This is a genomic window from Candidatus Filomicrobium marinum (genome assembly GCF_000981545.1).
GTDB classification, from domain to species: domain Bacteria; phylum Pseudomonadota; class Alphaproteobacteria; order Rhizobiales; family Hyphomicrobiaceae; genus Filomicrobium; species Filomicrobium insigne.
Genome location: NZ_LN829119.1, coordinates 1,218,778 through 1,239,105, shown reverse-complemented (window position 1 = coordinate 1,239,105; position 20,328 = coordinate 1,218,778). Strand labels below are relative to the sequence as shown.

At 57.3% G+C, this 20,328-nt stretch carries 16 protein-coding genes; 7 read left to right on the top strand and 9 right to left on the bottom strand.

Translation table 11 applies throughout. The annotated features are described in order from the left end of the window. Positions 1-125 precede the first annotated feature (125 nt). The gene (locus YBN1229_RS06005; RefSeq protein WP_046480045.1) at positions 126-1,163 is read right to left on the bottom strand and encodes a PstS family phosphate ABC transporter substrate-binding protein; all 1,038 of its coding nucleotides are present in this window, start codon (positions 1,161-1,163) and stop codon (positions 126-128) included. Positions 1,164-1,354: 191 nt separating this feature from the next. Beyond that, positions 1,355-2,596 (bottom strand): ATP-binding protein, encoded by a 1,242-nt coding sequence (locus YBN1229_RS06000; RefSeq protein ID WP_052743740.1) that lies wholly within the window; start codon positions 2,594-2,596, stop codon positions 1,355-1,357. A gap of 275 nt (positions 2,597-2,871) precedes the next feature. Here YBN1229_RS06000 and ppk2 point away from each other — a divergent pair, with 275 nt between their 5' ends. Further along, the gene (ppk2, locus tag YBN1229_RS05995) at positions 2,872-3,750 is read left to right on the top strand and encodes a polyphosphate kinase 2 (protein ID WP_046480043.1); all 879 of its coding nucleotides are present in this window, start codon (positions 2,872-2,874) and stop codon (positions 3,748-3,750) included. Here the strand turns inward: ppk2 and YBN1229_RS05990 are convergent. Together YBN1229_RS05990 and YBN1229_RS05985 are read right to left on the bottom strand one after the other, a co-directional pair. Continuing rightward, positions 3,743-4,606, bottom strand: coding sequence for a hypothetical protein (locus tag YBN1229_RS05990; RefSeq protein WP_046477373.1), 864 nt, complete (start codon positions 4,604-4,606; stop codon positions 3,743-3,745). The two genes, ppk2 and YBN1229_RS05990, sit on opposite strands and share 8 nt — an antisense overlap. Further along, complete coding sequence (locus tag YBN1229_RS05985; RefSeq protein ID WP_046477372.1) at positions 4,603-7,080, bottom strand: AAA family ATPase; 2,478 nt, start codon at positions 7,078-7,080, stop codon at positions 4,603-4,605. Before YBN1229_RS05985 ends, YBN1229_RS05990 begins: the two co-directional genes overlap by 4 nt. A gap of 171 nt (positions 7,081-7,251) precedes the next feature. Here YBN1229_RS05985 and YBN1229_RS05980 point away from each other — a divergent pair, with 171 nt between their 5' ends. Then, positions 7,252-7,761, top strand: coding sequence for an MmcB family DNA repair protein (locus tag YBN1229_RS05980; protein WP_046477371.1), 510 nt, complete (start codon positions 7,252-7,254; stop codon positions 7,759-7,761). A 10-nt stretch (positions 7,762-7,771) separates the two neighbouring features. Here YBN1229_RS05980 and YBN1229_RS05975 read toward each other — a convergent pair whose 3' ends face one another. Further along, positions 7,772-8,341 (bottom strand): ActR/PrrA/RegA family redox response regulator transcription factor, encoded by a 570-nt coding sequence (locus YBN1229_RS05975; protein ID WP_046477370.1) that lies wholly within the window; start codon positions 8,339-8,341, stop codon positions 7,772-7,774. A gap of 132 nt (positions 8,342-8,473) precedes the next feature. Then, the gene (locus tag YBN1229_RS05970) at positions 8,474-9,844 is read right to left on the bottom strand and encodes an ActS/PrrB/RegB family redox-sensitive histidine kinase (RefSeq protein ID WP_244465019.1); all 1,371 of its coding nucleotides are present in this window, start codon (positions 9,842-9,844) and stop codon (positions 8,474-8,476) included. A 471-nt stretch (positions 9,845-10,315) separates the two neighbouring features. Between YBN1229_RS05970 and YBN1229_RS05960 the strand changes: the two genes are divergently transcribed. After that, positions 10,316-11,911: a polyhydroxyalkanoate depolymerase gene (locus YBN1229_RS05960; RefSeq protein ID WP_076605289.1), complete on the top strand. Its 1,596-nt coding sequence runs from the start codon at positions 10,316-10,318 to the stop codon at positions 11,909-11,911. A gap of 292 nt (positions 11,912-12,203) precedes the next feature. Further along, positions 12,204-12,965, top strand: coding sequence for a M48 family metallopeptidase (locus tag YBN1229_RS05955; RefSeq protein ID WP_052743739.1), 762 nt, complete (start codon positions 12,204-12,206; stop codon positions 12,963-12,965). Between the two features lie 16 nt (positions 12,966-12,981). Here the strand turns inward: YBN1229_RS05955 and mbfA are convergent, their stop codons facing one another. Further along, positions 12,982-13,962: an iron exporter MbfA gene (gene mbfA / locus YBN1229_RS05950; RefSeq protein ID WP_046477368.1), complete on the bottom strand. Its 981-nt coding sequence runs from the start codon at positions 13,960-13,962 to the stop codon at positions 12,982-12,984. A 291-nt stretch (positions 13,963-14,253) separates the two neighbouring features. On the opposite strand from mbfA, the gene YBN1229_RS05945 reads away from it, so the two are divergent. Together YBN1229_RS05945 and YBN1229_RS05940 are read left to right on the top strand one after the other, a co-directional pair. After that, positions 14,254-16,104, top strand: coding sequence for a PAS domain S-box protein (locus YBN1229_RS05945; protein WP_046477367.1), 1,851 nt, complete (start codon positions 14,254-14,256; stop codon positions 16,102-16,104). A gap of 192 nt (positions 16,105-16,296) precedes the next feature. Continuing rightward, on the top strand, positions 16,297-16,776 hold the full coding sequence (locus tag YBN1229_RS05940) for a GyrI-like domain-containing protein (RefSeq protein ID WP_052743738.1): 480 nt from the start codon (positions 16,297-16,299) through the stop codon (positions 16,774-16,776). Between the two features lie 29 nt (positions 16,777-16,805). On the opposite strand, the gene YBN1229_RS05935 is transcribed toward YBN1229_RS05940, so the two are convergent. Continuing rightward, positions 16,806-17,279 carry a TerB family tellurite resistance protein gene (locus tag YBN1229_RS05935; protein WP_046477366.1) on the bottom strand — a complete coding sequence of 158 codons (474 nt, stop codon included), beginning with the start codon at positions 17,277-17,279 and terminating at the stop codon, positions 16,806-16,808. A gap of 122 nt (positions 17,280-17,401) precedes the next feature. Between YBN1229_RS05935 and YBN1229_RS05930 the strand changes: the two genes are divergently transcribed. Then, the gene (locus tag YBN1229_RS05930) at positions 17,402-17,761 is read left to right on the top strand and encodes a GFA family protein (protein ID WP_046477365.1); all 360 of its coding nucleotides are present in this window, start codon (positions 17,402-17,404) and stop codon (positions 17,759-17,761) included. 62 nt (positions 17,762-17,823) lie between these two features. Here the strand turns inward: YBN1229_RS05930 and gyrB are convergent, their stop codons facing one another. Then, a complete protein-coding gene (gene gyrB, locus YBN1229_RS05925) occupies positions 17,824-20,268 on the bottom strand; it encodes a DNA topoisomerase (ATP-hydrolyzing) subunit B (RefSeq protein ID WP_046477364.1) in 2,445 nt (814 codons plus the stop codon). Between the last annotated feature and the right edge of the window lie 60 nt (positions 20,269-20,328).

Here is a 20,328-nt window from a genome sequence, read left to right as displayed (position 1 = left end):
CTCTTACCCGGGTCAACCCGGGCCGCGACTTAACCAGCCAGCGACCCGGATCGAAATGCCATGTCAGACATCGCCAGAGGCGGGGCCAAGCTACTCAGGGCAGCCCTGCCCCACCTCCCGGCGAATTACATGATCTCTTCTGACTTGACGGCCTTCTGCAGCTCATCAAGTTCATTCTTCGGCATTGGAACGAGACCGTACTCAGCGAGCGGGCCGTCAGGACCGATCATCTTCGTGGACGTGAAGAATTCGACGTATTCCTTGAGACCAGGGATCGTGCCGATGTGCGCTTTCTTGACGTAGAAGAAGAGCGGGCGCGAAACCGGATACTTGCCGGTCGAGATCGTCTCAACGTTTGGCTCAATGCCGCTCATCGTAGCGACCTTCAGCTTGTCGGTGTTGTTCTCGTAGAACGACAGACCGAACACGCCAACGCCGGTCGGGTTCGACTGAAGACGTGCGAGCGTTTCGGTATAGTCACCGTCGATGTCGACCGTGCCGCCATCCTTACGGACCTTGAAGCAAGCTTTCTCAGCTGCCTTTTTGGCCTTCTTCTCGTCGTCGCCAGCGGCAGCCTTGTGCAGGTCGTAAGCGCCAGAAGCCTTGCAGCCTTCTTCCATAACTTTCACTTCGAAGACTTCGCGCGTGCCGTGCTTTTCGCCTGGAATGTAAGCAACGATGTCCCAATCAGGGAGCTTTGCGTTGACCTGCTTCCACTTCTTGTTCGGGTTGTCTACGAGCTTGCCGTCAACGGGAATCTTGTCAGCAAGAGCCAGATAAACGTCCTTAGGCTCAAGCGCCCAGGCGTCGCCCTTCGCGTCCGTCGCGAAAACGATGCCGTCATAACCGAAGCGGATTTCCATGATGTCCTTAACGCCAGCTTCGGCGCAGGCCTTCACTTCGGCGTCTTTGATCTTGCGCGAAGCGTTCGCGATGTCGATCGTCTTCTCGCCAAGGCCCTGGCAGAACTGCTTGAGACCAGCTGAGGAACCACCGGATTCGACAACCGGCGTCTTGAATTTGTCGTAGGTCTTGCCGAATTGCTCGGCAACGATGTTCGCATAAGGCAGAACCGTCGACGAACCCGCAATCTGAACCTGGTCGCGTGCCGAAGCCGCATTGGCAAACGCGAATGAGCCAGCGACAGCAACTGCTGCTGTCATGGCGAAGAACTTATTGTTCACGCTGATCTCCCTGAGTATCCGGGGTAACTGCGGAACCGGCGAACCGCCGATCTCGCCCAGCGCCCTCTGCGCCGGCAGGGCGAGTCGTACTCCAGGGGTACTTAGGTTTTATGACAGCATAAATAGTTGTTTTATTTTGCGTTTTTCAGGCACTTGAAAACCCGATGTTTTCAAGTTTCTTGCGGACCTAGTTCATTAAAGATCACCGTGAAGGTCGAACCCTCACCAACGTTGGAAGCGATGCGCAATTGGCCACGGTGGCGAAGCACAATATTCTTAACAATTGCAAGGCCTAAGCCGGTCCCGCCTTTTTCCCGGCTCGACGTGACGTTCGCCCGGTAGAAGCGTTCGGTTAGACGCGGCAGGTGTTCGGGCGCGATTCCCACGCCGTTGTCAGCCACATCTACTTTGAGGCGTGCCGCACGGTTGCCTTGGCTTTTTTCACGCGTAACGGACACCCGCACATATCCACCTTCGCGGCCGTATCTGACACCATTCTGGACAAGATTTTGAAGGACTTGAACAATTTCGTCTCTTTCGCCCTGTATGCGGGCGGGACCTTCGAGCTTGTTCAGCTCAATGGTTATTTTTTGGGGCGTCGCCAAAGGTTCGAATGTTTGCACGATGTAGGTCGCGACTTCGTTGAGGTCGACAACATCCTTGGGAGGCAAGTGCAAGCGCATCTCAATGCGGCTCAGCGACAGCAGATCATCTATCAAGCGCGTCATGCGCTGCGCTTGCTTCCACATGATGCCGAGGAAGCGCTCCCGCGCCTTAGCATCGTCGCGTGCAGCTCCTTGAAGGGTCTCGACGTACCCGAGCAATGACGCGAGAGGTGTGCGCAATTCATGGCTCGCGTTGGCAACAAAATCGACGCGCATTTGCTCGATCTTGTCCTGTTGCGTCAGATCCCGAAACGTTACGAGCAATGCTGGCAAAGTCGGGTCGCGGCTGGCGCGCGACAGTACCGAGACGGTTGCCTGGATGCGGCGATTTACCGGAACACGATCTACGAGATGCACAACGACAGGCTCTGGACTGGCCGTCGGCGCATTGCCGTATTCGCCGACCGCGTCCATCAATTCGGGATTGCGACAGACTTGCGACAGGGCGAGACCATCGCGCGTCCTTGGAAACAAGTCCGTCATTAGTGCATTGTGGTGAACGATGATGTTGTCCGCGTCCAGTGCGAGAGCGGCAACGGGCAGCGCATCGATGACTGCGCGCCAGGACTGGTAGTTTCCTGAGTCGTTTGAGGTTTCTTCTTCCCCGCTTTCGAGACTTTTCGGTGCGGGCGGGAAAATAGCTGCTGCGAAAGCTATGCCCTCCAAACCGGTGCCGGTCGACAAGATGCACCATAGGGTGGCCACAACGGTAGCCAGCAATAGTGCAAGATTACGTGGCGACAGCATTTTTTAAACTTTCGTTGGGTCGCAAACCGTTAACCCGCTCTCGCGGTTGGCTTGTATTTCGATATCGTTTCATCTCATTCCAAGACATAGTTCAACTTTGGATGGCTTAAAGTCCTAGCTAACCTCGTTTCCAATCAAGGTCTTGGCCGCGAACACAGACCGAAGCGACCATTGTGAAGTACCAACATGACAGGCGAACGTCGGATTACAGAAGTGGTAAACTTAAGATGACAGGAAAAAAGATCGTCGCGCGAGCCAAGACTGGAAAAGATGAAATGAATAAACCGGCGGTGGCGATCGATATCGAACAACCCAACCTTCCGGACGGCTTTAACGAGATCGCACTCAAGTCCGGCGGATATCCTTACGACACGCCGCTTAAACGCAAAGTCTACGACGCTGAACTCGACGCGTTGCATTATGAGTTGGTCAAACTGCAAACGCACGTCCGAAAAACAGGGATGCGGCTCGTCATTGTCTTCGAAGGGCGTGACACAGCGGGCAAGGGCGGCTGCATTCGGCGATTTACGCGGCACCTCAATCCTCGGCACGCCCGGGTCGTCGCTTTGTCAAAACCGAATGAGACAGAACGTGGTCAATGGTATTTTCAGCGCTACGCCAAACACATGCCAACGCGTGGCGACATCGTACTGTTCGACCGCTCCTGGTACAATCGCGCCGGCGTTGAGCGCGTCATGGGGTTTTGCACAGAAGACGAACTCGCCGATTTCTTACGGGAAGCTCCGCAGTTCGAAGGCATGCTCGTGCGCGACGGTATATGTCTTCACAAGATTTTTTTAACGATCGGGCGGGAAATGCAGCTGAAGCGTTTCCATGAACGGCGGCATAATCCGCTCAAACAATGGAAGTTGAGCGATATGGACAAGGCCGCGGTCAATCTCTGGGACGAATATACAGAAGCGAAAGACGAGATGTTTCGCTTTACCCATATCAACATGGCACCATGGACCGTTGTCCGATCCAACGATCAGCGCCGCGCGCGGCTAGAGGTAATCCGCTATGTCCTCTCGCGGCATGACTACGAGGATAAGGACGCCAAGGCGATCGGGACCGTTGATCCGCTCATCGTGGGAAGCGACACCAGCTTCCTGCATGGCAGCTCAAAAGATGCGCTGAAAACGAAAACTACCTGATGCAGAAAACGGGACAGCGCAGGACGGACGTGAGCGATCTGCAATCTTCGTAAGGCAGGACCGACCCGCCGTGCTTCGCGATGAGGAAACTCGCGGACATGGCACCTACGCGTCCCGCGATGGAAGAAGCCGGAGCGCTCGTCGTATCATTCAACATAATGCTGCAGCGTTTATTGTCGGCAACCAGCAACCGCGCCTGGGCCTCTAGCCAATGAAGCTCATCGTCTCCAGCGGTGGTCAGCAGGAGCTTGATCTCAGCCCCCGTGATAGCCGCGAGGCGTTCGGCCGTCCGCAGCATTGTAGACATCCGGTCTTCGTCTTCGACGGTGACAACGATGGGGCCCTTTGAAAGGCGCGCTCTGCGGGGCACGGTCACAACGCCCGTCGCATCCTGGACGGCGTCGAGGATGCGACCGATCTTTTCGCTGCCAGAGCCATCCATAGGTTCCGGCAGAACAACCACATTCCAGGGACCTAAGGCGGCACAACAGCGAACGAGTGCTGCAATGTCGTCATCGCGTACTGTCTGAACCCGCGCCTCAACGCCCGCAACAGTCGCTGCCTTGGTTATGTGGCGGCGCTCTGCCTCGTAGAGAGCGCGATGTTGACGCTGCAGATCGCCAGCATCCAGCCCATGGACAGCCCCATCGGCCAGGGCAATCTCATGCGCGAATGTGTGACCGGCGAGCGCTAAAATCTGCCGGTTTTCGACGAGCAAGCCTTCAAGTTCGGAGCGGTAAGCCTTGGCGATGTGTAAGGCTACCTTAAGGGCGGCATCGTTTGCCGCCGGGCTGTAGCCACAGTGAAGGACGACGCGACCTCGCGCTTCCCCCGCCTCGGCGACGTGCACGATCATGGCCGGGGCTCCGTCTCAACCGGCGGTACGGCAAATTGTGATTTAGTGCGTTGATTGAGCTGCTGAAGCTGATCGTCGATGTGCCGGTAGGCGTCCCCCTCAGCGAACCCACCGTCGGTTTCGCGATATCCTGCCGAAAGTCCCGTTATGGTTGCAACGCATTCAGTGACGGTCGCAGCAGGCCAAACAGCAAACGTACCGGCTTCGACAGCATCGACGATGTCCTTACGCAACATCAGGCCGGAGAGATTGGCTTTAGGGATCACCACACCCGCATCACTGTTGAAACCGGCTGCGCGGCAGACGTCAAAGAACTCCTCGATTGCGGTGCTCACGTCGCCCGTCGGTCGGACGTGTCCAGATGGGTCGAAGGTTCCAGCTATGGCTATCGACGACGACAGGGTCCATTCGCCAATTGCCGCGAGAACGGCAACCAATTCCGCACAACTCTCTTCCTCGCAGCTGGCACTCTCACCATCAATGAGAGCGGAAAGCGCGATGCGATGCCGGTGGCCGAACTCGGACGCCAGGTATGCGATCACTTTGCCAGCCTCGCGCGTGCCCGATACACCGGTGAGGACTTTGACGTCGAGCGTGTCTGCTCGTGCGAAAGCGGGAAGGACCCGGGCTGAAACGCGCTGGAGCCGCGGCCCCGCGCCATCGGACTTAAGCCCCACGACGCTTCCAATGGCTGCTGGCTCAGGAAATGAGGCTGTCTTCCTCGCGCTCCCGCTGGAGGAGCCCTGAGCCGCACGGGCCTCAACAATATCGTCACGACTGATAAGCTTGCGTGACGCGGCCGCTCTTCGCGCGTTCGCGTGGTGTAGAATGCTGGCGAAATCGCGCACGCACAACGACAATAGACCCGCATCGCGCGCGTTGCGCGAGGACAACTCAATCAATTCCGCGACTGCGCCGGGTTCCAGTGGTTCAACGGCCTCGCGTCCAATCAGCCCGGCTATCGTGCGGGCCATTGCACGCTCCGTTTCGGGGGTCCGCTCGACAACGTCCGCGAACGCCACGCGCACGTTGAATAGCTCCGCAAAGCGCGGATCGACGGACAGGATCTGTGCGAGATGCTCGGCATCGCTCAGCAGCACAACTTTGACGTCGAGCGGGATAGCGGGCGCTAATGTTGAGGAAGAGGAGCCATCGCCCGCCAGAGCCGAACAAACCGCCCCTGCCTGTAACGCGGCCAACAGCCCCGGCCAGGCTTGGCCTGATGCCGTCAAGGCGCGCGCGTCGAGCAACAGAAACCCGCCGTTCGCATAGTGCAACGCACCGGGTACGAGGAGCATATGCGGGGCTAAAGTCCCGCTCGCTATTTCGCTGCCAAACAAGCTCGTGGCGTTCGGCGCCGGCTCCTGGACTACGGGCGCGGCATTCGCGTCAGACGCCCAACTTACGAAAACATTTACGCGGTAGCGGTCGAAGCGGGCTTCATCGATTGAGTTCGACAGATCCGCGTCGAGAATATCCGTGAGATCGATCGTCGGCAAAAAGTGGTTCGCATTGGCGACGACATCCGCTTCGACTCCAGAAAAAAACTCCAAAACCTCCGGATGCTCAGCAAATAGCTCACGCGGTTCGGAAAGCGCAGCCCGAACAATACTGGCTATCACCTCCCGATTGAGCTTCGTCAAACGCGCGCGGCGTTGACGATCTATTTGCGGTGCTTTTTCCAGAAGCTCTGCGAGGTCCGCTTCGAGCGCCGTGATGTGGGCGCGCACATCCGCCTGCATCGTCGGTGGCATATTGGAGAAGGTTTCCTGCAGCACCACACTGCCATCATGCGCCGGGGCGACGGCGTAACCCATGGGCGTGCGCAAAAGAGCGATGCTGTGTGAGTCGGCGGTTCGTGCCAGGGCTTCAAGACCTGCCTGGTGTCTCGCCTGAAATTCTGCATCGATGGCACGCCAGCGGGCCTGATAGCTGTCGCCACGCAATGCTGAAAGAATGGCGCTGCCCATTTCGCTCATGGCGTCATTTACTGAGGTTGCGAGCACGGAGCCAAGGCCAGCAGGCAATTGCAGTGCTGTTGGCGCCTGCCCGTCAGCGAAATTCGCAACATAGACCCAATCAGACGGCGGCGGGCGCTTGGCAGCTATGGTTTGAATCTGGGCCCGGATTGCGGCAACGTCCGCAAGGCTCTCGGCGCCGGTGACAACAATATTGTGGCCTCGCGTTTTGATGCTGGCCCCGATGGCGATAGCCTGAAGTGCCTGGTCCTGCCCCAGCAGCCCCACTGGGGGTTCCAACTCAGATGTTGTCTTGAAACCTAACGTTTGCGGATTGGTCGTTCGGCGCAGATCCGCTGCTGACGCGGTGGCGGGCCGGATCGCGGGTAAGCGGTGGACGGACGCGATTTGTGAACGTTGCTCAGATCTTTCCTGCGGGGCGGGGGGTGGCGCCGGCGGCGGTGTCGCGGCCTCTACGACCTTAAGCTTGTCTTTTCTCTCGCGTTTAAAGAACATGCGTTTTGTTCCAGCCCTCGTACGTCCCGCAGCTTTCGTCCTAGCGGCAGCGTGTTCCCGTGGTCTTCTGGGACACGACGCAGCCGCGCCTCACGCGTTTTGAATAGGCGCAGCCCAAAGCGGAGCTGCGCAAATTGATGAAGTCCGTTTGCACTTGGGGATGGCGTCTAAATGACAATTGCGGCGAGACACCCATTTTCGCCAAAAAGCGAACCACCGTGTGATGGGCGTCAATCGCCTGCGGCGGCTGATATCCAGCGTGGGACCATTCGCGCTTTGCGTGCAAGCGGACTCTCCGCGGTTACTGAATTGCCACTTGCGAATGGTCGTAGGGCCGATGTCGTGGGCGTTTCCGACAAGGGGCAGATCTGGATCGTCGAGATCAAATCCTGCCTCAATGATTTTCGGACCGACCAGAAGTGGCAAAGCTACTGGGATTATTGCGACCGCTTATGGTTCGCCGTGGGACGCGATTTTCCTGTGGATGTGCTGCCGGAGGAAGCCGGTCTGATCATCGCCGACCGGTTCGGCGGCGAGATCGTCCGCGAAAGTCTCACGCAAACGCTGTCCGGCGCCAGGCGCAAAGCGATGATGCTGCGGTTCGCGAGAACCGCAGCTGAACGACTATCCGTTCTGGCAGATCCCGATCTCGTATCGCGCGCAGACGCAGCCCGCAGCTAACTTTCCAGCCTTACTTGGGCGCGCGTTTCGCGAGAATACGCTGGAGCGTACGGCGGTGCATGTTCAGTCGGCGTGCCGTTTCCGAGACATTGCGATTGCAAAGCTCATAAACCCGCTGGATATGCTCCCAGCGCACGCGGTCTGCTGACATTGGATTTTCTGGTGGCGGCGCCTGGGTGTTGGCGGGGGCGAGCAACGCGTCTGTTACTTCATCAGCATCAGCGGGCTTCGCCAGATAATCTACAGCACCAAGCTTCACGGCCGTAACGGCCGTCGCGATGTTTCCATAACCGGTCAACACGATGGCGCGTGCATCAGGGCGTAGACGCGCTAACTCAGCAATGACATCAAGCCCGTTACCGTCATCGAGCCGCATATCAACGACAGCGAACGCTGGGCTCGATTGGCGGATCAGATCGATACCTTCCGAAACGGAATGCCCCGTCCGGACATTGAAACCGCGGCCTTCCATGGCGCGGGCCAGACGCTGTAAGAACGCCTTGTCATCATCAACGATGACCAACGACACGTCCTCCGGCAGTTCGTCCTGGCGAAACGACAGATCCTCGTTCACGGTCACTGGCTTTCAGTCCTTCTCATCAGCGGTACTATAACGCAGTTTCGTGCGCGACCAAATCCCGGCCTACAAATATGGTGTCCGCCATTCTTGTTCATGGTTTCAATGCAGATAAACAGCTATCGTCACGTAATTTCAAGAGCTTGATTGCGCCCAAGTTGCTGGGGCTACAAAAAACGACCTCGGCCATGTTATCCTAACAATAGCTCCAGCTCCCTTGTCAGCCGTGCGATTTCCGCACTCCACAGTCGCACCAGAGCGTTCGAGCAGCGTTTTGGCAATGAAAAAGCCCAATCCCAATCCATAGGTTTTGCTACTCCGGCGGGCGGCGTTTTGGCTCTTTGTCGTGAGATAGGGGTCGCCCAGCGCGTTCAAGAGTTCGGGCGGGAAGCCGGGTCCGTCGTCAGAAATTTCAAGGACGACGTGGTCGGCATCCCAACTGGCCGTGACATCAACCCGCGAAGCAGCAAAATCGACAGCATTTTCAATAATATTGCGTACACCATAAAGAACGCCGGGTTGTCGTGCCCCAACGGGCTGTTTGGCAACGGCGTCGTCTTCAACTGCCTCCATCGGGCTCGCAATAATACGTAGCTGCTTGCCGAATTCGAGATAGGGCGAGGCCGCCTCGTCGACCAATTCGCGGACCGACTGGGTTTCGTGCATGGGGTCGGAGGCGCTGGGTTTACGCGTCAATGTCTGCAGAATCTCACGGCAACGCGCCGCCTGCGAGCGCAGCAGGGCAATGTCCTCAGCGTGAGGGTGATCAGGCCCGAACTCGCGTTCGAGTTCCTTCGTCACAAGCACGATCGTGGATAGAGGTGTTCCCAACTCATGGGCCGCGGCAGCCGCAAGCCCATCGAGGGCATGCAGTTTTTGCTCACTCGCGAGCACCAATTCGGTCGCGGCAAGAGCTGCCGACATCTCACGCCCTTCCTTCGCCAGGCGGCGCACATAGAGCGCGATGAACGTCATCCCGGCCCCCATGGCAGTGAAGATGCCAAATTTGTAGAGAACCGGAAGTTCGAACTTGAGGTTTTGATACCAGGGCAGCGGCCAGTAATCGTAGGTCAGCCAATAGGTTGCGAGCAGCGCAATCAGCCCCAGAAAAATCGTGAAGCGAGTCGGTAGCGTGGCCGCCGAAACGGTTACAGGGGCCACGATCAAGACCACGAAAGGATTGCCAATTCCACCTGTGAAATACAGGAGAGCGCTGAGCTGCAGGATGTCATAGGTCAGCAGCGCCGCAGCGACCGGAGGGGAAAGTCGATGGCTGCCGGGAAGCCGGATAGACAAGAAAACATTGAGCCATGCCGACAGAGCGATCAATGTCAGACAATGCGCGAGCGGCACCGGAAACTTCAGCCCGAAAGCAACGACCAGGATCGCTAAGAGCTGGCCGACGACCGCAATCCAACGCAGCCGAACGATCGTGGCCAAACGGACCTGACCATCGGAAATTTGTGCGAGTTTAAAGAGTTCACGCGGCTGGGCTTCTCTCAGCACCCGAGCTACTCCTAGCTTTTCCTTGCTGACCAAATTGGGAATCGGGGGAGCGGTTGCGCGGCAAGCCCTCGCTCATCCTAATTTGGCTATACCGCGTCGCCGCATCTCACGCCAGCAACCTAGAAGAAATGGGCTCAACGGCGAACCTTCTTTCAAATATCAAAGTGTCTCTCGGGAGACAGACAGCAGCCAAGGTTGCCACCAAACTGGATCCTAGCCAGATTGCATTCGCGCTTTATTGCGGATGAGACGTTCGGCTTTCGGCAAACATGCCGTCGACTATCTCACGACCGAGAGCTTTGCTGACATCGCGATAACGCTTCCGGAGAGAAGCGAATCACTTCACGCTGCAAGATGGGAACGTGGCGTCAAAACGACAGGATGACGCACAGTCCACTGACCAAATCATTTTTGTCCACCGTATGAACTGTTGCGTCGCGTCAATGAACGCATGCAAGGGAGAAACAGCACGTGCTCTATCATTGGTACGAGCTGGGCCACGCAGCTGTGAAGCCCGCAAGGGCTGCAGCAGATTCCTATCGAATGTTTTTCAACAATCCGTTCAACCCGCTCTCGCATACAGCCGTTGGGCGGCACGCTGCTGCGGCTTGCGAGGTGTTTGAACGCACAACGCGGCGCTATCACAAGCCTGCGTTTGACATCCCCACCACCCGAATCGGTGAACGAGAGATTGCCGTTCACGAACAGGTGGTCTGGCAGAAGCCCTTCTGTCGCCTTTTGCATTTTGCGCGCGATTTACCATCCGAAGTTTGCGCGCGCGATCCGCGTATTCTCGTGGTCGCGCCCATGTCAGGGCACTACGCGACCCTTCTGCGGGGCACCATCGAAGAGCTGCTCCCGAATCACGAGGTCTTCATCACCGACTGGACGAATGCGCGCGACGTTCCTGTAAGTGCCGGGCGCTTCGATCTCGATGACTACATCGACTACTTGATTGAGATGCTGCACCACCTGAATGGTGATGCGCATCTTCTCGCCATCTGCCAACCGAGCGTTCCGGCTCTCGCCGCCACGGCCATTATGGAAGCTGAGGATGATCCTTGCGCTCCACGCTCGCTCATCCTTGCCGGTGGCCCCATCGATACGCGTATCAGTCCGACAGCGGTGAACCAACTCGCTCAGGAACGCGGCACGGACTGGTTCCGTAGCAACGTCATCGAAACCGTACCTTGGCCGAGCGCCGGCTTTGGACGCGCTGTCTATCCTGGTTTTCTCCAGCTCACCGGGTTCATGACGATGAACCTCGACCGGCACGTTAGCGCGCACAACGATTTGTTCCATCATCTCGTAACCGGGGATGGCAACTCAGCGGCAAAGCACCGGGCGTTCTATGACGAGTATCTCGCGGTGATGGACCTCACCGCGGAATTCTATTTGCAGACAATCGATGCCGTCTTCGTGCGGCACTCGCTGGCCAAGGGCCAGATGCGCCATCGTGGCCGCCCCATCGACACGAACAAGATTCGCTCAGTTGGCCTGATGACGATCGAGGGCGAGAAAGACGACATTACCGGTCTTGGACAATGCCGCGCCGCGCACAATCTCACGCCGTCGCTCGGTAGTGACCGGAAGTTTCATTTGGAAGTGCCTGAGGTTGGGCACTACGGTATCTTCAACGGTTCACGTTTCCGCTCGGATGTTGCGCCGCGAATCGCGCAGTTCGTGCGTTGTCATGATCCACGTTCGCGACACATCACCACAATGCCTGTCGATTGGCGCAAAGCTGCTGCGAAAGCGCAGCGCCACAATTCGCTGGAGATTTCGTCCGTAGCATTCACGTTCGCGCCGGCGAACGATCTCGCTCCGGATCCTATGGCTAACCGCTTACGCCGGAGCTTCCGGCCCGAGTATGCCGACGATTCCGAGCCCTCCGAGATAAGCAATGCGTATCTCGAGCCGCTTCGTTTGTGGGGGCTGCTTGGGCGCCTCATGATCGACGGCTGGTTTGGTCCTCCCGGGAAGACTGCAATAGAGAACCATGAGGACTTGGATACACACATCTCCGATTCAGCCGCCCAACATCATCGCACAGGTCGCCTCTCTTGAATCTTCCTATAATTCAATTTGCTACCGGAACACGCTCACACTTTAGATCACATTGCGCAGGCACAAACTCGTGGCGCGCAAGGCACATGCCTTGAGGCGCACTTGCAACACCGTTTCAGTTGCGTTTTGCCGATCGACTTTTCCTGCTGGTCTATTGCGGATTGAAGCTGATACGACTCGCTTGCTCGGCGCGTAGCGTTCGTGGGGGAGAACAAGGGTCAAACATATCCTGGCCCAAGTGTCGTGCCCACAAGACTGCCGTCCATCCATTAGTCTCATCGGGGGTTTGCCCATGCGGCGGAGACATGATTCCGCATCGCTGTCGCTTGATGACGCTCAGTTCGAAAATCTTGGCGCACGTGTTGAAGTACGACGCCATCCGCAAGCACGTCGCCTGACGCTGCGGGTGAGTCGAACACAGCGCGCGGTTATCGTAACGCTGCCGTCGCAATGCGAAATCAACGAGGCGAATTCATTTGTCGAACGGCATATCGATTGGGTTCGGGAACGTTTGGGCAGCATCCCCGAACCCGTGCCGTTGGTGAACCGTGCGCTGATGCCGTTGCGTGGCATTCCGCATCGGGTCGTTTTCTGCGGGCGTCGTACGGGCACCGGGTTGGTGACCCCAGTGGAGGGACCGGACTATCGCGAACTCCACGTCTCCGGTCCCTTAGAGCAAGCACCGAAGCGCTTCCGGCAATGGCTCTTCGACGAAGCCCGGCGCGACCTCGACAAGAGCGTCATCATTCACGCCAAACGTCTGGGGCTGAAGCCAAAACGCATCGCTGTTCGCGATCAGAAGAGCCGATGGGGCTCCTGCTCTTCAACGGGCTCGCTTTCGTTTTCCTGGCGTCTCATCATGGCGCCGCCGTTCGTCCTCGATTACGTTGCAGCTCATGAAGTTGCCCACCTGCGCGAGATGAATCACGGCCCTCGCTTTTGGAAGCTTGTCGCGCAGTCTATGCCGCGCATGGATGAAGCAAAGAATTGGCTACAGGTCTACGGCATGGATCTTCACCGATATGGTGCCGAACCCGACGACCTTAGAACCTAAGTCTTCTACCGCTTCGCTAGGCACTGCCGATTAGAATTCCGGCCGAGAACACCAAAGCGCCGCCGAGCACCACCTGGAACGCGGCACGCAAAAACGGTGTCTCCATATAGCGGTTCTGAATCCACGCGATTGCCCACAGCTCGACGAACACAACGACAGCTGCGATGCCAGTCGCCGTCCAGAAATGCGGGATCAGATATGGCAAGGCATGGCCCAATCCGCCGACGGCAGTCATGACGCCCGAGGCGATGCCCCTTTTTACGGGCGAGCCCCGGCCCGAGATCTCTCCATCATCTGAAGCGGCTTCGGTGAAGCCCATAGAGATACCGGCACCGACCGAGGCCGCTAGCCCCACAATGAATGTCGTCCAGGTATCGTGTGTGGCAAACGCCGTGGCAAAAATAGGTGCGAGCGTTGATACGGAACCATCCATCAGGCCGGCCAAGCCAGGCTGAACCCAGGTCAAGACGAACTGGCGATGCGCTTCGTTGTCCTCCTTTGCGCGCGCTTCTTCGTCCAGATATTTGTGCTCAAGGCGGCAAGCGAGTTTTTCATGGCTCGCCTCCGCTGCCGCCAGATCCCCAAGCAGCTTACGTGTATCCGCATCCTTTACGTGCCTGAGCGCAGCCAAGTAGAAATTGTGCGCATCGATCTCCATGTTGCTCACTTCCTGCCGGATGCGATCAATCCCAAGATTCTCGACAAGCCACACAGGACGGCGCGCGTAGTAGCCAGCGACATGCTCGCGGCGGACGAGTGGAATCGTGTCCCCGAAGCGGGCCTTGAAGCGTTCGATCAAACGCTTGCGGTGGACGTCTTCCTCAGCCGCCATGCCCTCAAAAATTGCAGTGGTATCCGGAAAATCCACGTGCAGCCGTTCCGCATAAGTCCGGTAAATCTGCGCATCGTCTTCCTCAGACGAGATGGCCAGGGCGAGAATCTCCTTCTCGGAAAGATCCGAAAAGTGCCGCCGACCAACGGTGAATCTTGAAAACATTCGTCCTCGCCCCATCCTTATTTTAGAACCGTTCTAATAATGCCGGCATTGGGTACGTGGGGCAAGGCTCAATATTCTGCCTATTCAGTCTGGAGGCGATCTTTCGGCCTCATTTCCTTTTTGTCGGCGCAAAATGCGTCTCCCGCGACGTGAGGAAGCGTGAGGGCGGAGATTAGTAGCGGTTCTTCAGTTTCTCCGTTAGTGTCTTCAACGCACACATTCTTTTTGCGTGGCGTTTCGTGTTCACTTGCAAAAGAATGAAGCCGATCCGTAAGAGGGGTGTTTCGCGTAATGCTTCATCCATCCTCCCTCCCGGCGGTACAGAAGCCCGGCAATCTGAGAACCGTTATTGACGGTCTGGATTGGTCGAAGACGCGTGTGGGCGCCAGACACGGCTGGCCTGCCAGTCTCAAGGCTGCCGTGGATCTCATCCTTCCATCTCCCGTGCCTATGGTGATCCTATGGGGTGAAGATGGCACGATGATCTACAATGATGGCTATGCCGCAATCGCCAGACATCGACACCCTGAAGTGCTCGGCAAAACAGTCCTCGAGAACTTCCCGGAAATAGCTGACTTCCATCGCTACATTCTCGACGAGGTTTTGAGCGGAGCAAGTCTATCTTTTCACGACAAGCATTTCGTGATTGAGACCCACCACTCTCCTAGAGATTTCTGGTTCGACCTCGACTTCAGTCCTATCGCCGACGAAACTGGAAAACCGGGCGGCGTTCTTGCCGTCGTTGTCGACACGTCACCGCGCGTTCGGGCTCAACGCGCACATGAAGAGAGTGACGCACGGCTACGAATGCTTGCAGACAATATCGCCCAGTTCGCATGGACGGCGGACGAAACCGGTAACGTCTTCTGGTTCAACAAACGGTGGTATGAATACACTGGGACAGAGCCGGATGAGGTGGAAGGCTGCGGTTGGCATAAACTCCTGCATCCCGATGATGTCGATCACGTCGTTAAGACGGTTTCTCATTGCTTCGCATCTGGAGAAGCGTGGGAGGACACCTTTCAACTGCGCGGTCGCGATGGCCAATACCGGTGGTTCCTGTCGCGCGCTATGCCGATCCATGATGATGATGGCAGAATTATACAGTGGTTCGGCACCAACACCGACATCACCAAGGAGCGCGAAGCCGCGGCCACCAATGCGCAGCTTGCGACGATCGTCTCGACATCTGCCGATGCCATCATGTCACTCTCACCTGAGGGGGCTATCCTCTCCTGGAATCCTGGCGCGGAACGGCTTCTCGGTTATGGGGCCGAGGAGATCATCGGACGCTCAGAGGCCATCCTGTACCCCAACGGCAGCGAGTCTGAATTTCGCAACCTCTATCTCCAGCTTAAGCAGGGAAAGAGCGTACACCGCGACAGTGTTCGCCGTCATAAGGATGGGACCTCGGTTGACGTCGCGGTGAGTGCCGCGCCTATTCAGCGGCCAGACGGTCGCATCTTCGGTTATTCGGCGGTTCTCCAGGATATCACAGAGCGTAAGCGCGCAGACGCACGTATGCGGCTTGTGACCCGGGAGCTCTCTCACCGAACAAAGAATCTCCTTGCTGTGATTGTCTCCATGGTTCGGCAGACGGCGCGGATGTGCACGGATGTCGAGGCCTATCAAGACGAGTTGGTGCAGCGCCTTCACGCTATGTCGGCGTCACATGACTTACTTGTCGCAGAGGATTGGGCCGGTGCCTCTTTGCGCGAACTGATCGACGCGGTCCTGAAACCTTTCGGAGGTGGTTTCGTTAAAGTCGTGCAAGTTGACGCGCCGAACGCATATCTCAATGCCCATGCCATTCAACATATCGCTCTGGCACTACATGAACTCGCGACCAATGCGGTCAAGTATGGCGCGATGTCCGTTCCAACGGGCCGCGTCCACATCGGCTGGTACTTCGAGGATGACAAAGACCAGCGGCGTTTGAAGTTCACATGGCGCGAGCATGGGGGACCTCCGGTCAAGCGACCGCAGCGCACTGGCTTTGGTCACGTGGTCGTCGCACGCGTTGTTGGACGAGCACTTGAAGCTGATGTCAGCTATGAATTCGCGGAAACCGGTATTATTTGGTCGATTTCAATTCCGACCGATTTCGTCATCACAGAGGGTACTATCCGGCGCGCGGGATGAACGGGCCGCCAACCATCCGTGGTTTGATTTTCCGTTCCCGTGCGAGCTTTTCTCGAAAGAGTGCTTCGCTGCAGAGATATTCCATATTTTGCCCAACATTGGTACTCAATGAGCATGCGCCGCATTCATTCGAAGTTGCCGCGAGAGCTCTAGTGGTCCGTGGCTACGGTCCGTATCGGAGCGGAGTGCTTTATGAGTTACGTCATAGAAGTCGTTACCCTTGAGGCCCAACCAGCTCTTTCCGTTCGCTTCAGGGCGCGACCGGAGGACCTTGGCCGCAAATTTCTTGAATTGCTCCCGCAGGTTCTCGACGTCACAGAATCTCAAAACGGCGAGATGGCCGGCGCGCCTTTTGCGCGCTATCTGGACGTGGCAGGGCCTGAACTCGAGGTTGAAGTCGGGCTCCCGCTGACGACCACGCTTGAGGGCAACGGCCAGGTCCTGAGCAAACCTTTGCCAGGTGGCCCGGCTGTGATGACCTGGCACATTGGGCATTATGAAGAATTGGGTAAGGCGCACGCCGCGCTTGCTGAATGGGTCTCAACCAACCAGCGTGAGGTGGCCGGAGGGCCTTGGGAAATCTATTTCAGCGATCCCAGTGATGACGATGACCCAAAAGGTTGGCGCACACAGGTCGTGCTGCCTCTCATCCCAGAAATCAAGGCTACATAAGCAGGAGCACAGGCCGCCACGGCATGAGCCTACTCGTTGGCTTTGCGGAGTTTTGATTGCGCGAGAACATCCTGCCGTAAGGCGACGGCGTCATGACCCTCAACATCGAGAAGCTGCGCCATAACGGAAACGAGATTACGCTCCTCAGGTCCGATCGTGCCGTCGGCGTTGGCCATCTCCCAGAGTAACCGCACTACGCGCAGACGTCCCTCGCGGTCCATGCTCTTGTGGATCACGCGTGTGAATCTATGCAAATCGACTGCGTTCTCCTGCTGCGCCGTTGCCGTTTCGATGACGGCGTCCACGTCCGAGCCGGAAAGATCGAAGCTGTTGGACAGAATCTCGCGTATTTTTTTGTCTTCAATCCTGCATTGTTCGCCATCCACCTTGGCACAGTGCACGAGAAGGGCCGCGCAGGCGACGTTGAGTTCTCTTTCGTCGAGCTGTTCTACGGTCTGATTCCCGATCAAGCCGTTCAAGAAGTTTTCGATACTGGCAATCATTGTACCTCGATTCATGGCGCAGTAAGAACGCAGCGGCATAGCTCAGGTAAGTTCTAACCAGGTATGAAGCAAGCCCGGTTCAAACGACGAGCCGCCAAAATTAGAGACGCGGAGGAGCTGGAATGACGGAATTGAAAACACTGACCGGTGGCTGCCACTGTGGTGTGGTACGCTTTGAAGCCGAAGCCGATCCCAATCAGGCAATGGAATGCAATTGCTCCCACTGCCAGAGAAAGGGATTCATCCTGACGTTCACTCCGGCTGAAAAATTCCATCTACTCTCGGGCGCAGACAAGCTCACCGAATACCGTTTCAACAAACGTGCGATCGCGCATCGCTTCTGCTCGGTGTGCGGTGTTCAACCCTTCGGCATGGGAACCGGCCCAGACGGTACAGAAACAGCCGCGATCAATCTGCGTTGCATCGACGACATCGATATCGCCACGCTCTCGCCGCAGAAGGTCGACGGGAAAAGCTACTGACGCGTGCAAAAAGCGAGGCCCCGTCAAAGGAGCCCCGCTTTTGGATACGTGTGTCAGAAGCTTTAAACGTCGAGATTGCCGACCAGTAGCGCGTTTTCCTGAATAAACGCGCGACGCGGTTCGACCACATCCCCCATCAGCTTCGAGAAGATCTCATCGGCCTCATCCAATTCGCCGATCTTCACCTGAAGCAGTGTGCGTGTTTCGCGATCCAGCGTCGTCTCCGCGAGCTGGTCGGCGTTCATTTCGCCAAGACCTTTGTACCGCTGCATCGAGATGCCCTTGCGCCCGCTTTCAAAGACCGCTTCGAGCAGATCGCGTGGTCCGAAAATGTCGATCGTACCGGACTTGCGACGCAGTTTGGCCGGTGCAGAATAGACTTCGCGCAATTGCGCATAGTGTTCGTTCAGCCTCCGGGCATCGAGCGAGCGTAGCAGCCCCATGTCGAGGGCGTGCGCCTCGGTCACGCCGCGAACTTCCCGCGTCACTAGATATCCGTCATCGGTGAAACTGCCTTCCCAGCCCTTTTCCGTCTCGTCGGCCAGCGTATCGAGACGGCGCGCCAGCTCGTTTGCGATCTCAGCGGCTCGGGCAGGGTCGTCCAGCAAAGCAGGATCGAAGGCACCAGCAATCGTCGCTTGCTCGACCACGAATCGGGCATAGCGTGAATGCAGATCATCTAGGCATTTTGCGGTCCGACGCGCCTCTTCGACAATGGCGCGCAGGTCTGCTCCAGCCCGTTCATTGCTGGAACCGTCGATGAGTACCGTTTCTTCGAGACCATTGTTGATCAGGTAATCTTCAAGACCGCGATGATCCTTCAGATATGTCTCCGACTTGCCGCGCATCACTTTGTAAAGGGGGGGCTGGGCAATGTAGAGATGCCCTCTCTCAATAAGCTCTGGCATTTGACGATAGAAGAACGTCAACAAGAGCGTGCGGATGTGCGCGCCATCGACGTCGGCGTCCGTCATGATGATGATCTTGTGATAGCGCAGCTTGTCGAGGTTGAACTCCTCGCGGCCGATGCCGGTCCCCATTGCTGTGATCAGCGTACCGATTTCTTGCGATGACAGCATCTTGTCAAAGCGCGCGCGCTCAACGTTGAGGATCTTACCTCGGATTGGCAGCACGGCCTGATATTCGCGATTCCGCGCTTGTTTTGCGGAACCACCAGCCGAGTCACCCTCGACGATGAACATCTCGGTGTTTGCCGCGTTGCGATCCTGACATTCGGCGAGCTTGCCCGGCAAATTCGCCATGTCCAAAGCGCCTTTCCGGCGAGTCAGTTCGCGCGCTTTTCGGGCGGCTTCACGTGCCGCTGCAGCCTCGGCGACTTTCGAAACGATACTCCGAGCTTCCTTGGGATGCTCTTCAAACCATGTAGCGAGTTCTTCCGACACGGCGCTTTCTACGATCGGACGCACTTCGGAGGAAACCAGCTTATCCTTCGTTTGGCTTGAGAACTTTGGATCGGGCACCTTGACGGACAAGATGCAGGTCAACCCTTCGCGCGCGTCGTCGCCGGTCATGGAGACGCGCTCTTTCTTCGCGATTCCGCTTTCTTCGGCATAGCGGTTGACGACGCGTGTCAGTGCGCCGCGGAAGCCCGCAAGGTGGGTGCCGCCATCACGTTGCGGAATGTTGTTCGTGAAGCAGAGTACGTTCTCGTGGTAGCTCTCGTTCCACCACAGCGCGGCGTCCACCGTAACACCGTCGCGCTCCGCCCGGATCATGATAGGCTCGGGTAGGAGCGCCGTCTTGCTGCGATCCAGATATTTGACGAACGCGCTGGTCCCGCCTTCGTACATCAGCTCAACGCGGCGAACATCCGCATGGCGCCGGTCTTCCAGAACAATCTTAGCACCGGAGTTGAGGAAGGCCAGCTCGCGCAGGCGATGCTCAAGCGTGTTGAAGTCAAACTCGACCTTCGTGAACGTATTCGGGGAAGGCAAAAACGAGACTTCAGTCCCCTGTTCACCGTTCGCATCACCCACGATTTCCAGCGGCGCTACAGGAACACCATCATTGAACTCGATGAAGTGTTCTTTACCGTTGCGCCACACGCGACATCTCAGCCACGTCGATAGAGCGTTGACGACAGACACGCCAACACCGTGGAGACCGCCGGACACCTTGTAGGAATTCTGGTCGAACTTGCCGCCCGCATGCAGCTCTGTGAAAACGATCTCGACGGCAGAGCGCTTCGGCTCGTGATCATCGTCGTCCTTGATGCCGACTGGAATCCCGCGCCCGTCGTCCCGTACGGTCGCAGATCCATCCGCATTCAAAGTAACGTTGCACATAGAGGCGTGCCCAGCGAGCACCTCGTCGACAGCGTTGTCGACAGCCTCGTAAATCATGTGGTGCAAGCCGGAGCCGTCATCAGTATCACCGATGTACATTCCCGGACGCTTGCGAACAGCCTCCAACCCCTTCAACATCTTGATGGAATCGGCGCCGTAGTCTTCAGCAATAGGGGTGTTTTCGGCGGGCATCGAGCTCATGCCGTGACAGTCCTTGAAATTGTTTCATCTTGTAGCCGGCACCCTAGCACATCGGCGCGC